The sequence below is a fragment of the Streptomyces sp. 2A115 genome (genome assembly GCF_052245575.1).
Lineage (GTDB): Bacteria > Actinomycetota > Actinomycetes > Streptomycetales > Streptomycetaceae > Streptomyces.
The window spans coordinates 42,544-57,003 of the sequence record NZ_JBQQCG010000077.1 but is presented as its reverse complement, the minus strand read 5'-3'; the positions used below and the strand labels follow the sequence as shown (position 1 = coordinate 57,003).

The 14,460-nt window shown below is 70.1% G+C and carries 10 protein-coding genes, 2 tRNA genes and 1 pseudogene; 10 read left to right on the top strand and 3 right to left on the bottom strand.

The genetic code is table 11. From position 1 onward, the window contains the following. Positions 1-610: 610 nt before the first annotated feature. Positions 611-683, top strand: a tRNA-Ala gene (locus ACTWQR_RS43130). Between the two features lie 35 nt (positions 684-718). On the opposite strand, the gene ACTWQR_RS43125 is transcribed toward ACTWQR_RS43130, so the two are convergent. Further along, the gene (locus tag ACTWQR_RS43125; protein ID WP_443232748.1) at positions 719-1,636 is read right to left on the bottom strand and encodes a helix-turn-helix transcriptional regulator; all 918 of its coding nucleotides are present in this window, start codon (positions 1,634-1,636) and stop codon (positions 719-721) included. 112 nt (positions 1,637-1,748) lie between these two features. Between ACTWQR_RS43125 and ACTWQR_RS43120 the strand changes: the two genes are divergently transcribed. The 5 genes and pseudogenes from ACTWQR_RS43120 to ACTWQR_RS43100 all read left to right on the top strand — a co-directional run. After that, positions 1,749-3,218, top strand: coding sequence for an MFS transporter (locus ACTWQR_RS43120; RefSeq protein ID WP_443232747.1), 1,470 nt, complete (start codon positions 1,749-1,751; stop codon positions 3,216-3,218). A gap of 69 nt (positions 3,219-3,287) precedes the next feature. After that, on the top strand, positions 3,288-3,461 hold the full coding sequence (locus ACTWQR_RS43115; protein ID WP_443232746.1) for a hypothetical protein: 174 nt from the start codon (positions 3,288-3,290) through the stop codon (positions 3,459-3,461). A gap of 3 nt (positions 3,462-3,464) precedes the next feature. Then, positions 3,465-3,698, top strand: coding sequence for a hypothetical protein (locus tag ACTWQR_RS43110; protein ID WP_010986886.1), 234 nt, complete (start codon positions 3,465-3,467; stop codon positions 3,696-3,698). Between the two features lie 403 nt (positions 3,699-4,101). Continuing rightward, positions 4,102-4,174, top strand: a tRNA-Ala gene (locus ACTWQR_RS43105). 127 nt (positions 4,175-4,301) lie between these two features. Further along, a pseudogene (locus tag ACTWQR_RS43100) lies at positions 4,302-4,700 on the top strand (class I SAM-dependent methyltransferase); the annotation flags it as partial. Positions 4,701-4,746: 46 nt separating this feature from the next. On the opposite strand, the gene ACTWQR_RS43095 reads toward ACTWQR_RS43100, so the two are convergent. Both ACTWQR_RS43095 and ACTWQR_RS43090 read right to left on the bottom strand, forming a co-directional pair. Further along, positions 4,747-6,363 carry an NADH-ubiquinone oxidoreductase-F iron-sulfur binding region domain-containing protein gene (locus tag ACTWQR_RS43095; protein WP_443232745.1) on the bottom strand — a complete coding sequence of 539 codons (1,617 nt, stop codon included), beginning with the start codon at positions 6,361-6,363 and terminating at the stop codon, positions 4,747-4,749. Continuing rightward, entirely contained in the window at positions 6,363-7,703 is a 1,341-nt protein-coding gene (locus ACTWQR_RS43090; RefSeq protein WP_443232744.1) for a cytochrome b/b6 domain-containing protein, read from the bottom strand. The genes ACTWQR_RS43095 and ACTWQR_RS43090 overlap by 1 nt, the downstream gene beginning before the upstream one ends. A gap of 417 nt (positions 7,704-8,120) precedes the next feature. On the opposite strand from ACTWQR_RS43090, the gene leuS reads away from it, so the two are divergent. From leuS to ACTWQR_RS43070, 4 genes are all read left to right on the top strand, one after another. Beyond that, positions 8,121-11,018 (top strand): leucine--tRNA ligase, encoded by a 2,898-nt coding sequence (gene leuS, locus ACTWQR_RS43085; RefSeq protein ID WP_443232743.1) that lies wholly within the window; start codon positions 8,121-8,123, stop codon positions 11,016-11,018. Between the two features lie 210 nt (positions 11,019-11,228). Beyond that, positions 11,229-12,011, top strand: coding sequence for a hypothetical protein (locus ACTWQR_RS43080; protein ID WP_443232742.1), 783 nt, complete (start codon positions 11,229-11,231; stop codon positions 12,009-12,011). A gap of 108 nt (positions 12,012-12,119) precedes the next feature. Beyond that, on the top strand, positions 12,120-12,965 hold the full coding sequence (locus ACTWQR_RS43075) for a DegV family protein (RefSeq protein ID WP_443232741.1): 846 nt from the start codon (positions 12,120-12,122) through the stop codon (positions 12,963-12,965). A gap of 195 nt (positions 12,966-13,160) precedes the next feature. After that, positions 13,161-14,333 (top strand): helix-hairpin-helix domain-containing protein, encoded by a 1,173-nt coding sequence (locus ACTWQR_RS43070; protein ID WP_443232740.1) that lies wholly within the window; start codon positions 13,161-13,163, stop codon positions 14,331-14,333. Positions 14,334-14,460 lie beyond the last annotated feature (127 nt).

Below are 14,460 nucleotides of genomic sequence, written 5' to 3'. Positions count from 1 at the left end.
CCGCCGTCGTGGACACTCCTTCGAGGGGCGTGCAGGCAGAAGCCGTCCGTGACAGCGTCTTGCCCGCTACACTCCCACCGCTCCACGTTTTCCCAGGTCAAGCCACGAAGTACTGCTGGAGTACTAGGGCCTCCGGCGGGCGCGGGGTTCGGCGCGCCGTCGAACGGGGATCTCAGGTCCGCCGGAGGCGGTGGAGAGCGAACCTCGCCCGGGGCGCCGGGGGAGCACGGCTCTGCTGCCGCGTGTGGCAGTCCCGGGGATCGTCGGCGAGGCTGTCGGCGAGGCTCAGTCCGTCGCCGCGTTCAGGCGCGCCTTGTCGTGCACGACACGGGCCACCCACATGGCCCGTCGGTGACTCACCGTGCTGCTCGCGGAGGCCCTTCGTCCAGCTCCGAGCCGAGCTCTGGGGCGGCCCACCAGTTCGGCCGCAGAAGCCCTTCACCGAGGCGTCGGACGCTCTTCACCGAGGCTGTCAGCGCCCTTCGCCGGGCCCCGGAAGCGCTTCCAGGTCGACCCCCGATGCCTGCCGGGGCCGGATTTCACTTTCCGGCTGGTCGCAGGCTAAAGTTCTTCTAGTTCCGCCGCCGGGAAACCGGGCGGGATACCGCGAGGGGCTATAGCTCAGTTGGTAGAGCGCCTGCATGGCATGCAGGAGGTCAGGAGTTCAATTCTCCTTAGCTCCACAGATCACCTCCAGAGACCGATGATCCCGTTCCCATCAGGGGACGGGATTTTTCGTTGCTCCTGGGATCTCTGAGGCCCATGAGATCCCAGGGGTCCCCTGTTGCCGCCGTTGCCCTCGAAGGTCCCGCAGCAGGGTCACCCGCGCACATGTCTCCGCGTCGTCCGACCGGTACACCACGATCCGGCACTCCGGCGTCCCGTTGACCGACAGCGACACCGACGTCATCCGCAACTCGCCCACCGCCATGTGCCGGAACGTCTTCACTCGCGGTCCCAGCGGCGCCACATCACCGTTCCGCCACAGCCGGTCGAAGTACCCGCTGGCCTCCGACAGCCTGCGTATGAAGTCCTCCCAGACGGGCTCGCCGACATGCCTCCCGTACGAGGCCCGCAGCGTCGCCACCATCACCGGCAACTCGCTCTCCCGGAAAACCAGCGGACAGTCCGGCTCAGGCACCGTGAACAGCGTCCACAGCGCGTTGCGGACGGAGCCGTCGGCAGAGCGCGTCTCCGGCACGAAGAACACGTCCCGGTAGGCGGGGTTCGTCGCGAGGATGTCGTACCGCGCGTTGTAGACCACCGCCGGCTGCGGATCGAGGGCATCGATGATCTCCTGGATCTCCGGGCCCACGGCCAGCGTGGTGGACTCGGGACCGTGCGTGTAGGGCACTTCCGCCAGGTCGTACAGGTGCTCGCGCTCCGGCTGGTCCAGCCGGAGCGTCCGCGCCACGGCGTCCAGGACCTGCGGTGACGCATTGATCGGCCGACCCTGCTCCAGCCACGTGTACCAGGTGACACCGACTCCGGACAGCTGTGCGACCTCCTCGCGCCGCAGCCCGGGCGTGCGGCGGCGCAAACCCGGCGGCATCCCCACGTCCGCCGGTGTCACCCGCGCCCGCCTGCTGCGCAGGAAGGCCGCCAGCTCCGGTCGACGGCGCTGTGTTGTGGCCATCGTCGTCACACCCCCCATCGTCGACCCCGGGCCCGATCCCTGCCAGGTGCTGTCAGTACCAGCATCAGCGGGCTCTCGTCACCCGTACCCGCCCGCCGCCACGCTCGGTGCCATGACGACCACAACCCCGCCGGGCCCAGGCCCCGCACCGGGCCCAAGTCCTGCCACAAGTAAAGCCTCCGCCACTGACAATCGCTCCGGACGACTGCTCGCGATCGTCCTCGCCGCTCAGTTCATGGCCTTGCTCGACGTCTTCATCGTCAATGTCGCCCTACCCTCCATCGGCGCCGAACTCGACGCCTCCGGCGCCGGGTTGCAGCTGGTCGTCGCCGGATACGCCATCACGTACTCCGTGTTGCTGATCACCGGCGCGCGCCTGGGCGACCTGCTTGGACACCGCCGCGTCTATCTCGCCGGCCTCGCGCTGTTCACGTCGGCCTCACTGGCGTGCGGACTCGCCCAGGGCACCGGCGAGTTGATCGCCTTCCGGCTGGCCCAGGGCGCCGGCTCGGCGCTGATGATCCCGCAGGTACTCAGCCTGATCCAGCGGAACTTCACCGGCGAGTCACGAGCCAAGGCCCTCGGCCTGTACTCGGCTGTCCTGGCGACCGGTGCCGCGGCCGGACAGGTGGTGGGCGGCGTCCTGGTCAGCGCGGACCTGTTCGGCGCGGGCTGGCGCCCGGTGTTCCTGGTGAACGTGCCCGTGGGCGTCGTACTCCTGGCGCTCGGCACGCGCGTGCTGCCACGTGACGACGCGCAGGCCGCGGAGCGCTCGCACCGCCTTGACCTGCCCGGCCTGGTGCTCCTGGGCGCGGCTGTCTCGCTGTTCACGGTGCCGCTGGTGCTCGGCCAGGAGGAGGACTGGCCCCTGTGGTCCTGGCTGTCGCTCGCCGCGGCCGCGGTCATCTTCGCCCTGTTCCGCGTGTACGAGTCATGGCTCGCCCGGCGCGGCGGCACCCCGCTGATCGCTCCCCGGGTGCTGCGCCACCCCGGAATCGGCCTCGCGATCTTCCGGATCACGGTCGTGATGGCGGTCAACGGCGGCTTCCTGTTCGCCCTCACCCTGCACGTCCAGGGAGGCCTCGGCTACAGCGCGCTGCGCGCGGGGCTCACCTTCGCGCCGACCGCGGTGGTCTTCGGAGTGGTCGGGCTGACCTGGCGCACCTGGCCCGCTTCCTGGCAACGCGCCCTGATCCCCGCCGGATTCGCGCTCGCCGCGGTCTCGGCCGCCGGCGTGGGACTGGCGCTGCGGGACGGCCACGGGGCCGGCTTCTGGCTGTACGTCGCCTTTGCCGGCGTCGGCATCGGGCTCGCGCTCGGCTTCAGCCCGACGCTCACGCGGGCGCTCGCCACCGTGCGGCCCGAGGACGCGGCGGACGCCGGCGGACTGCTCGCCACGGTCACGCAGCTCGGCCAGCTGATCGGCGTCGCGGCGTTCGGCACAATCTTCTTGAACCGGCTTGAGTCACTTGGGGGCCCGGGGGCGTATACCTCTTCGGACGCGCTTCTCGTCTGCATGTTCGCGCTGGCCGCGACCGCTGCGACGGGCGCCGTGTCCGGACTGGTACGAAGGCGTCGCTGACCGTATTGGCCCGGCCGTGGCAGAATCAAACGGCCGGAAGGGGGCGCGGCCCGACGGGAGGGAGTGACGATGCCTGCGAGCATCCTCGGGGAGGTCGTCGACCTCTCCGAATCCGAGGTGCTACGGGACCGGATCACCCGCCTCGGCTGCCCTTCCTGCGGTTCGGCCCACGTCGCCCAAGTCCTCGGCGACAATGGCGGAATTTCCTACGTGTGCACGGCCTGCGGCCACAGCTGGAGCTGATCGATGGGTGCACACAGGCGGAAGTGCGATTGGTGCGGCAGTGGTACGCCGATCGTCCGCGACATGGAGCCGGTCAACCACGACTACCAGTACTGGTGCGAGGAATGCGCGCGGGCGCTGATCATAAAAGGCGACCCGATCGAGACGTACCGAGAACTGGAGGGTGAGCCGATCTACGGCCGGCTCCTCGACGAGCACTGCACGCTCAAAAGGTTCTATTCGTTCGCCACGGCCTGAATCCGGCCGGGGTTTCGCCACAGGGCGACCCCGGCGACGGCCAGAAACACGAAAGCGGCTCCTCCGTAGAGGGCCTGCAACGTCAACTCCATGCCACTCTGCCGTAGTTCGAGACGCCCGGGTCCGTGCGGTGCCCACCACAGCGCCTACGAGCAGAAGACCAGCTCCGTGCCCGCAGCGGTCGTTCTCGTGCTCCCCAGGAACGTCGTCGTACCGGCGAACGAGGCGGCCGCTCCGGAGCGCGAGCGGGCGAACGGCGGGTACCTGGTGGGCGGTTGGAGCCCCAGTCGTGCGTGGCGCGTACGGGGCGCCGCCCGCGCGTACCGGAAACGATTTGGTGGTGCACCGGGAGGACCGTGTAATGTTGGCGTCGCCGCCAGGGGGACCCGGTGGAACACCGCAAGGGGCTATAGCTCAGTTGGTAGAGCGCCTGCATGGCATGCAGGAGGTCAGGAGTTCAATTCTCCTTAGCTCCACATCACAACCGTTTTTGAGTTGGCTCAGGAGCGGTTCACGAGATCCCGTCTGATCGAGTCGATCAGGCGGGATCTTGCTGTTGTCGGAACTCTCACAAGAGCAGGCGATCACCGAGGAACTGCCGGGATGACCGAGCCCTCCGATCTCGCCGCGGTCCGGGAGTCGTACGACACCGTCGCAGTCGAGTACGCCAAACGGATCAAGACCCCGGCGGAGCTGGATCCGTTGTCACCCGCCATGCTGACCGCGTTCACCGAGGTCGTGCGGGAGGCTGATCGCGGGCCGGTCGCAGCTGTGGGCCGCGGCCCCGGCCGAGTGACGGCGAACCTGGCCGCACTGGGGGCGTCCGGATTCGGTGTCGACCTGTCGCCGAGGATGATCGAGCTGGCCCGGCAGGCCTGTCCGGGTCTGAGCTTCACCGCGGAGTCGACCACCGCGCCGGGAATCGGGGACGACGCACTCGGCGGCATCCTGGCCTGCTGCTCCACCCATCACACACCGCCGGAAATGTTGCCGGTCGTGTTCGACGCAACCTGCGGCGAACGGCGGCCCGGTCTCCGGGCCGCCGGCGTCAGCGTCCGCTGCCCAGTGCGCGGCGGCCTCGGCCCTCGCGTACGGCGGGGAGGTTCTGACGGGGGGCGGCTCCCCGCGTGTCCTCCTCGATGCGCAGGGCGAGCGCCGGGCAGCGGCGTACGGCGCGCAAAGCCTTCGCCTCCGCGTACCGGGGCACATTCGCCTGCGCGACGGTCGGGAAGCCGTCGGCGCCCAGCTCGAAGACCTCCGGGAGGATGTCCGCGCACAGACCGTGCCCGCGGCACAGCGTCCAGTCGACGTAGATCTTCTGGCGGCTGGGGCCCGACTCCTGCTCCGGCTGGCCACCCGGGATCCCCGTGGGCAGCTGGCCGCCCTCGAAGAGCGGCAGAACGCCTTCTACGGGCCTGCCGCAGCCGTTGCCGAGGACGTGCGCGGCCAGGTCGTCCGTGAACGCCTTGATGGTCGACTCCAGGAACATCGCGGAGCCGTCCGGGTGCGAGCACGCGCCGCGCCGCTTCACGGCGTTGGCGACCTGCTTCAGCGCCTCCAGGGCGGCCGGGCCGCCGCCGTTGAGGATGTCCTCCATGCCGCGCGCCGCGGCGGGCAGCCCGAGGTAACAGGGACCGCACTGTCCCGCGCTCTCCTCGGCCAGCCACTGGGCCACCCGCAGAGACTCGCCCAGCGGGCAGGTCGCCGTGCTGATCGGCAGGATCGCGCCCGCGCCGAGCGCTCCGCCCACCGCGTCCAGGGAGTTGCGCGAGACGATCGCCTCGTTGACCGTCGCCGCGTCCAGCCACTTGCCGTGGTACCCGCCGGTCAGCACGCCCTGCGGCATCGGCGGGGCGCCGGCGAGCTGCAGGATGTAGCGCAGCGGTACACCGGTGGGCGCCTCGATCACCATGGGGCGGGCGACCGCTCCGGAGACCGTGAGCATGACGGTGCCGGGCTCGTCGTACAGGCCGGTGTTGCCGTAGCGCTCGGCGCCGATGCGTGCGGCGATCGCCAGCTGCGCGAACGTCTCGGCGTTGGACAGCAGTGTGGGCGCGCCGCCGACACCGTTCTGCGACGCGCTGGTCTTGCGGCCAGGGGGGATCGCCGGACCGCCGTCGATGGAGCGGACCAGCGAGGCCGCCGCTCCGGTCACCATCCGGACCGGATTGCGCTGCACGCGCGCGCGGATGGTCGCCCCGCGCCGGTTGGTCAGGCCACGCTCGGAAAGCGCTGCCTCCATCGACCGCTGCGTGGATTCACGTGTCACTCCGACGACCAGGGTGCGGGCACCGAGGGCCTCGGCGACCAGCAGGGCGCCGTCCAGGATCAGATGCGGGGCACGGTTGATCATCACCGTGTCCTTGCGGCAGGCCGGCTCGTCCTCGCTGCCGTTGACGACGACCACGGGCCGTACGCCGCGACGGATGGCCGCCTCGGCGACCGAGCGCAGCTTCTTGTGGAACGGGAAACCCGCGCCGCCGCGGCCCTTCAGGTTGATCCGCTCGGAGAGCTGCGCGAGCTGCTCTCCGCCCATGGGCTCGAGCGGCCCGTGCACCTTCAGGTGCATGGGCAGGTCGAGTCTCTCGACGAGGTCGAAACCGGAGGTGAGTTGGGGAAGACCCACCACTCGGACTTCGGGGACGTCGGGAAGGGCCTCGTTCACTAAAAGCCTCCGGAAGGCGCGTTCCAGGGTTCGCCGTTGCTGGGTGCCTCGAAGGAACCGGGCAGCGTTTCAGTGGCGGGACCGCTGTCGTACGTGTCATTCGGGTTGTACGTACCGAGGGGGTCGTTCGTCTCACCGGTGTCGTACACATCACTTGTGCCGTACATCGGGACGGCACCGGTGTCGTACGCACCCGCGCCGTACGTGCCGTACGTGGGGATGGACCCGGTGTCGTACGTCGGGGTATCGGCGGGGCGCGGCGGGGCCTCGTACAGCGGCGGGGACGGGGTGGGCCAGCGGGCCCCGCTGTTGCCGTCCATCCGCGGAATGGCCTCCGTGGCCTGCATGTCCATCGGGAGGTCCATGCGCTGGGTCGGGTCGGGCAGGGGGTCCTGCGCGCGCGGGGTGCTGGAAACGGCCCGGTAGGCGGCCGCGAAGCCGCCGGTGTCGGTGAGGGAACCGGTGTCCGTGAAGGACGCGGAGTCCTGGAGGGCCGAGCGCTGCGGGGACTCGTACAGCGGCGCCGACGGGGACGACGTCCGCTGCTGGGGCACCAGCGGGTCGGGGAAGCCGGGCCGGCCGCCGCCACTGCCCTGCCGCGGGGCGTCCGCGGTGGCACGGCGTGCCTCGGGATCCTCGCGCGGCGGCCTGTTACCGGCATCGAGCAGGCCCAGGACCCGCTTGGCGACCTTCCGCTTGAACGGCAGCGGTGCAGCCCGCAGGCCCAGCGCGCCGATGACGGCGACCAGGCCCAGGCTGTAGAGAATCACGAAGATCGGGGCCGCCTCGCGGCCCGCGAAGAGGCCGTGGACCAGGGCGGAGCACCAGGCGGGGTAGGCCAGCATGTGCACCGCGCGCCAGCGGGCGGCGACCTGTACCGGGGACGCGAACGCGCTGCGCAGTGCGCCGGTGAGGGCCGTGAAGACCATCAGAAGGGCGGCCAGGGAGCCGAAGCCGATGAGCCCGTTGGAGCCGGTGACGCCGAGGCCGAAGGGGATCACGGCCCCGATCAGCGTCGTGTGGTCGAGCGCCAGCTTGACCGTGATGTGCAGCATCAGGAAGCCGACCGAGCTCACCGCTGTCGCCCTGTGCACGGCCTGGGCGATCAGCCGCTGGCGCGCGTTGAGGAAGATCTGGTCGGAGGCGATGAGGCCCCAGAGCACCGAGCAGGTGAGGGAGACGAGCGACAGCACGCCCGCACCGAAGTTGAGGAACTCGCGGAATCCGTCACCTCCTACCAGGACGACCAGGGGTATGAGCAGCAAAGCGGCAGCCGTCACTCCACCCCGGACCGAGCGGCCCGGTTGGGGGAGTGAGCTGTTGTTGCGGCGAGAGTTCATGGGGGCAACTCCGAACAGTTCGGGAAAGCGGTCCCGCTGCCGCACTCTAGGTCGAGCCATACCGATGGGTACGAGGTTTGAGTTATTGCGTTGTTATCAAGGGGCGACGAGGGAGTTGTGATGTCCCTTAGTGGCCCTTACGCGAAGTAACTTTTGACTTTTGTTCAGCTTTTGCCGACCTGGCGCGGGCGTGACACTCAGTGCCGGAGCGTAGCCCAAAGCGCGTCGCGGCCCGCTCGGTCGCTGCGGTACCCTGACGCCATGCGTGCCGTACGCCTTCTGCTTAGCGAGCCGCGCTGATCAGTCCCGATCACTGACGAATCGTGGTTGGAATCGGCGCGGCGTCCCCTCCTGTGCGAGGGGATTTTTCATTTCCGAACCCGCTGGCAGATGACGATCTATGGAGCTTTGAGGATCATGAGCGAGACGACTACCGCTGCCGCCTTCGAGGTGGCCGCGCCGCACCGCTACACGGCCGCGATGGCCGCCGAGATCGAGGCACGCTGGCAGGACTTCTGGGACGCCGAGGGTACGTACGAGGCGCCGAACCCGCGCGGTGACCTGGCGGGCGATCCCGCGCTGGTCGCCAAGCCCAAGAAGTTCATCATGGACATGTTCCCGTACCCCTCCGGCGCGGGCCTGCACGTCGGCCATCCCCTGGGCTACATCGCCACCGATGTGTTCGCCCGGTACCAGCGCATGACCGGCCACAACGTCCTGCACACCCTGGGGTTCGACGCCTTCGGCCTGCCCGCCGAGCAGTACGCCGTGCAGACCGGCACGCACCCGCGTGCGTCCACCGAGGCCAACATGGAGAACATGAAGGTCCAGCTGCGCCGGCTGGGCCTGGGCCACGACAACCGCCGGTCGTTCGCGACGATCGACCCGGGGTACTACAAGTGGACCCAGTGGATCTTCCTGCGGATCTTCAACTCCTGGTACGACGACGAGGCGAAGAAGGCCCGCCCGATCGCCGAGCTGGTCGCCCAGTTCGAGAGCGGCGAGCGAGCCGTACCGGGCGCTGTCGGCCACGCGCGCGTGTGGGGTGCCCTGACCGCCGCCGAGCGCGCCGACGTCCTGAGTGAGTTCCGGCTGGCCTACGCCTCCGACGCGCCCGTCAACTGGTGCCCCGGGCTGGGCACCGTCCTGGCGAACGAGGAAGTGACCGCGGACGGCCGCTCCGAGCGCGGCAACTTCCCCGTCTTCAAGGCCAAGCTGCGTCAGTGGAACATGCGCATCACCGCGTACGCCGACCGGCTGCTGGACGACCTGGACGCGCTGGACTGGCCCGAGGCCATCAAACTGCAGCAGCGCAACTGGATCGGCCGCTCCGAAGGCGCCCGCGTCGACTTCCCCGTGGACGGCGAGGCCATCACGGTCTTCACCACCCGCCAGGACACCCTGTTCGGCGCGACCTACATGGTGCTGGCGCCCGAGCACCCGCTGGTCGAGAAGTTCACCCCGGCCGCCTGGCCCGAGGGCACGCACGACGTGTGGACCGGCGGCCACGCCACCCCCGGCGAGGCTGTCGCCGCTTACCGCGCCCAGGCCGCCTCGAAGTCCGACGTCGAGCGGCAGGCCGAGGCCAAGGACAAGACCGGCGTCTTCACCGGTGTGTACGCGACCAACCCCGTCTCCGGCGAGCGGATCCCCGTCTTCATCGCCGACTATGTACTGATGGGCTACGGCACCGGCGCGATCATGGCCGTTCCGGCGCACGACACACGCGACTTCGCGTTCGCGCGCGCCTTCGAGCTGCCGATGCGCTGCGTCGTCGAGCCCTCCGACGACCGGGGAACGGACCCCACTACGTGGGAGGACGCGTTCGCCTCGTACGACGCGAAGCTGGTCAACTCCTCGGGTGACGAGGTCTCGCTGGACGGCCTGGGTGTCGTCGAGGCCAAGGCGCGCATCACCGAGTGGCTGGAGCGCGAGGGCGTCGGCGCGGGCACCGTCAACTTCCGGCTGCGCGACTGGCTGTTCAGCCGCCAGCGCTACTGGGGCGAGCCCTTCCCGATCGTCTACGACGAGGACGGCGTCGCCCACGCGCTGCCCGAGTCGATGCTGCCCCTGGAGCTGCCGGAGGTCGAGGACTACTCGCCGCGCACCTTCGACCCGAACGACGCGAACACGTCCCCGGAGACCCCGCTGTCCCGCAACGCGGACTGGGTCAACGTCACCCTGGACCTGGGCGACGGCCGTGGTCCGCAGAAGTACCGCCGCGAGACCAACACCATGCCCAACTGGGCCGGTTCCTGCTGGTACGAGCTGCGCTACCTGGACCCGCACAACTCCGAGAAGCTGGTCGACCCGGAGGTCGAGCAGTACTGGATGGGCCCGCGCGAGGGGCAGCCGCACGGTGGCGTCGACCTGTACGTGGGCGGCGCCGAGCACGCCGTGCTGCACCTGCTGTACGCGCGCTTCTGGTCGAAGGTCCTGTTCGACCTGGGCCACGTCTCCTCGGCCGAGCCGTTCCACAAGCTGTACAACCAGGGCATGATCCAGGCCTACGTGTACCGCGACAGCCGCGGCATCGCCGTACCGGCCGCCGAGGTGGAGGAGCGCGAGGGCGCGTACTACTACCAGGGCGAGAAGGTCTCCCGGCTGCTGGGCAAGATGGGCAAGTCCCTGAAGAACGCGGTCACTCCGGACGAGATCAGTGCCGAATACGGGGCGGACACGCTGCGCCTGTACGAGATGGCGATGGGTCCCCTGGATGTGTCACGGCCGTGGGACACGCGCGCGGTGGTGGGCCAGTTCCGGCTGCTGCAGCGGCTGTGGCGCAACGTCGTCGACGAGGCGACCGGTTCCCTGACGGTGGTCGACGCCGAGGACGCCGACACCGACGTGGACACGCTGCGCGCCCTGCACAAGGCGATCGACGGCGTACGCCAGGACCTGGACGGCCTGCGCTTCAACACCGCCATCGCCAAGGTCACCGAGCTGAACAACTACCTGACAAAGACGGGAGGCCCGGTCCCGCGCACGGTCGCCGAGTCCCTGGTGCTGCTGATCGCGCCGCTGGCCCCGCACATCGCCGAAGAGCTGTGGCGCAAGCTGGGTCACACCGACTCGGTCGTCCACCAGGACTTCCCGGTCGCCGACCCCGCGTACGTCGTGGACGAGACCGTGACCTGCGTCGTCCAGGTCAAGGGCAAGGTCAAGGCGCGACTGGAGGTCTCCCCGTCGATCTCGGACGAGGAACTGGAGAAGGTGGCGCTGGGCGACGAGAAGGTGGTCGCCGCGCTGGACGGGGCGGGGATCCGCAAGGTGATCGTGCGGGCGCCGAAGCTGGTGAACATCGTTCCGGCGTAGGCGCTCTACGGGCCGGCCGATGCGTTGGCCGGCCCGGGCGGATCGGTGCGAGGGGTCGGCTCGGACGGGTTGGTGCGGGGTCGGCCTCGGGCGGCTCGGGGTAGTCCCCTACGGGCAGGTTGGGGGTTCCGCTGGAACCCTCGGCCTGCCTTGTCCGTTTACCGTGGAGGAGCCGGCAGGCCCTGTACGCAGCAGCACGAGAGGATCGTCATGGAAGCCGTGGGCGCAATCGTGGCGTTGATCTTCGTGCTGTTCGTGGTTCTGGGCGCGTATGCCACGGTGAAGGTGGTCGGCGCCGCCAAGCGCGGAGTGGACCGCACCGTCGAACAGGCCCGCCGCTCGGTGGAGGACTCCACACTCAGGGCGAAGAGCATGGCCCAGCCGGGGCCGCAGGGACAGCTCGCCCAACTGCGGCTCTCCCTGCGTACGTCGATGCGGGCCACCCAGGACGCACTGCACGCGGGCGTGGCCGAGGACGAGTCGTTGAAGGAGTCCCTGGCACTCTTCGAGCGGCTCAGCGCGCACGGCCACGAACTGGACGGCGAGCTGAAGCGGCTGGAGCGCGAGCCGGACCGTGCCCGCCTCACCGAACGACTGCCGGCACTGCGGGAGCGCACGGAGCAGATTACGAAATCGGCCGACGCACTGCGCTGGGCGGCCCGCGACCGCGCCCAGCGTTTCGTGGACGATGATCTGGAATCACTGAGCACACAGATCGACATGGAAGCGGGCGCACTGCGGCACTGGACGACGGAGCCGTCTCCCGCGCAGACGTCAGGGTCAGCTCCCACACGCACGTCGGAGCCGTCTTCTCCCGCACAGACCCCACCGCCGTGGCCGGAGGCCCCGACCCCCGCCGCCGACCAACAGACCTGGCCGGAGAGCTCGGAGGCACGCACCGCCGAGGAGCCCACCCGCCCTGCGATCAACCCGCCGGGACCGCGGCCCACCTACCCGTGGGAGAAGAAGCCCCGCCCCGAGAGCACGACTTGATCCCGCCGACCCCGCCGATCCGGCCGACCCTGCGAATCCGGCCGGTCCGGTTGCAGGTGGGAGGGGCCGGGCTGCCGTCCACGTCCCCCGACAGGTAACCTCCAGCTCATGTCCCGCCATGTCGCGATCGTCACCGATTCAACGGCCTACCTGCCGCCGCGGACGATGGAGCGCCACGGCATCACCGCGGTGCCCCTCACCGTCGTCCTTGGTGACCGCGCGTTCGAAGAGGGCACCGAGATCTCGGCCCGTTCGCTGGCCCAGGCGCTGCAGAAGCGACGGCCCGTCACCACCTCCCGGCCCAGCCCCGAGGTCTTCGCCGAGACCTACCGAAGGGTCGCCGAGTCCGGTGCCACCGGCATCGTCTCGCTGCATCTGTCCGCCGAGTTCTCGGGCACGTACGACGCGGCGGTCCTCGCCGCGCGTGAGGCTCCCCTGCCCGTGCGGGTGGTGGACACCGGGATGGTCGCCATGGCCCTCGGCTTCTGCGCGCTGGCCGCGGCGGAGTCGGCAGAGGCGGGCGGCACGGTCGACGAGGCGGTCACCGCGGCCGAGAAACGGGCCGCGGGCACGTACGCGTACTTCTACGTCGACACGCTCGACTACCTGCGCAGGGGCGGCCGGATCGGAGCGGCACAGGCGCTGTTCGGGTCGGCGCTGGCCGTGAAGCCGCTGCTGCAACTGGACGGCGGGCGGATCGAACTCCTGGAAAAGGTACGTACTGCCACCAAGGCGATCGCCCGTCTCGAGGAGATCGTGGCCGATCGGGCCGGGAGCGCACAGGTCGACATCGCGGTCCATCATCTTGCCGCGCCTGAGCGGGCGTCGGCGCTCGCGGAGCGGTTGCGGTCGCGGGTGCCGGGGCTGGCGGATCTGCATGTGAGTGAGGTCGGGGCGGTCATCGGGGCGCATACCGGGCCCGGGTTGCTCGGGGCGGTCGTTTCTCCTCGGTGAAGTGCGATCTGGCTCGGGTCGGCCTCGGGTTTGCCTCACCTCGGGTCCGCCTCACCTCGGGTCCGCCTCGGATCTGGCTGTGATGGGGATTGGATCTGGCTCGTTCGGGTGACGGAGTTATCCACAACTGGGCGGTAGTCCCCGGGAATTGAGCAAGATCATCGCGAGTGGGCGGTGGTGCCCGATCCTCGTCGCATGGCACTTCGATCACCTTCACGGACAGCGACTGCTACCAGCGGGCCCGGGCGCGGCCCGGTCTCCGACGGACGTACGCGACACCGCCGTCACCACCCCTACCGGCACTACCGGCCATATCGGGGCAGGGCCCGACGCCGAGAGGCTTCGGCGGAGGCTCTGCGCCTGCGCGCGGAGGCTCTCTTCGCCGAACGGACGAGAGTCCGCGGGGAGTTGCGGCACGGGCCGCCTGTGCTGCCGGATGAGCCGGGGTGGAGTCGTGTCGGCACCAGTGTGGTTGGGGGCCCTGAAACCGACGTGGCCGGAGACGGCGACGGATACGGGAACAGGGACGGATACGGGGACAGGGACAGGGACAGACACGGGGACAGGGGCGGATACGGAGACAGGGCCAGCGACGCGAACGGGGATGGCGACGGAGACGGGGCGCGGCCTCGCGCCGCGTGGCGGGAGCGGGCCGGGCTTGCCGTTCGGGAGCGGATGCCCTTGTGGCTGCAGTCCAGGTGCGGGCTGGAGCGCAGGAACGTGGTCGCGCTCGCGGTAGTGCTCGTTGTCGCGGCCGTTTTCGCGGTGCAGCACTTCTGGTCGGGGCGGACCACCCAGCCGGTACGGGCGCCGGAGGTGGTGCGGGCCGCGATTCCCGACCTGGAGGAGGGCGAGGGCGGCCAGGAGGCGGAGCCGGGGTCCTCGGCCGCGGCAGGGGACCCTGTGGGTGCGGCCGGTGCCGCGATCGTGGTGGACGTCAGCGGCAAGGTGCGCGAGCCCGGTATCCATCGCTTGCCGGCCGGTTCCCGGGTCGCCGACGCGCTGCGGGCGGCCGGTGGGGTGCGTCCGGGCACGGACACCAATGGCCTCAACCGCGCGCGGCTCCTCGTGGACGGCGAGCAGGTGGTGGTCGGATCGCCTCCGGTCGAGGTGGGTCCGGGCATGGCGGGAGGCGTCGGTGCCGTGGGCGCAGGCGGAGCCGCCGCGGGGGCGGCCGCTCCGGTCCCGCTCAACACGGCCACCCTGGAACAGCTGGACACGTTGCCTGGCGTCGGGCCCGTCCTCGCCCAGCACATCATCGACTACCGCACGCAGCACGGCGGCTTCCGCTCGGTCGATGAGCTCCGCGAGGTGAACGGGATCGGTGATCGCCGTTTTGCCGATCTGCAGAATCTCGTACGGCCATGACGGGCGCGGAGATTCACGGTGCGGCGGGGCCCGGGGCGCCGCAGACCTCCCCGGTGCCCGTCGCACCCCAAGACCAACTCGTCGTCCGCGACGGTCGGTCGGCCACCCGCAACCGCCCGTCGGTCAC

Excerpts from the sequence above, each read along its gene's own strand:
- ACTWQR_RS43125 (WP_443232748.1), bottom strand. The coding sequence starts at position 1,636 with ATGGCCACAACACAGCGCCGTCGACCGGAGCTGGCGGCCTTCCTGCGC.
- ACTWQR_RS43120 (WP_443232747.1), top strand. The coding sequence starts at position 1,749 with ATGACGACCACAACCCCGCCGGGCCCAGGCCCCGCACCGGGCCCAAGT.
- ACTWQR_RS43115 (WP_443232746.1), top strand. The coding sequence starts at position 3,288 with ATGCCTGCGAGCATCCTCGGGGAGGTCGTCGACCTCTCCGAATCCGAG.
- ACTWQR_RS43110 (WP_010986886.1), top strand. The coding sequence starts at position 3,465 with ATGGGTGCACACAGGCGGAAGTGCGATTGGTGCGGCAGTGGTACGCCG.
- ACTWQR_RS43090 (WP_443232744.1), bottom strand. The coding sequence starts at position 7,703 with ATGAACTCTCGCCGCAACAACAGCTCACTCCCCCAACCGGGCCGCTCG.
- leuS (WP_443232743.1), top strand. The coding sequence starts at position 8,121 with ATGAGCGAGACGACTACCGCTGCCGCCTTCGAGGTGGCCGCGCCGCAC.
- ACTWQR_RS43080 (WP_443232742.1), top strand. The coding sequence starts at position 11,229 with ATGGAAGCCGTGGGCGCAATCGTGGCGTTGATCTTCGTGCTGTTCGTG.
- ACTWQR_RS43075 (WP_443232741.1), top strand. The coding sequence starts at position 12,120 with ATGTCCCGCCATGTCGCGATCGTCACCGATTCAACGGCCTACCTGCCG.
- ACTWQR_RS43070 (WP_443232740.1), top strand. The coding sequence starts at position 13,161 with ATGGCACTTCGATCACCTTCACGGACAGCGACTGCTACCAGCGGGCCC.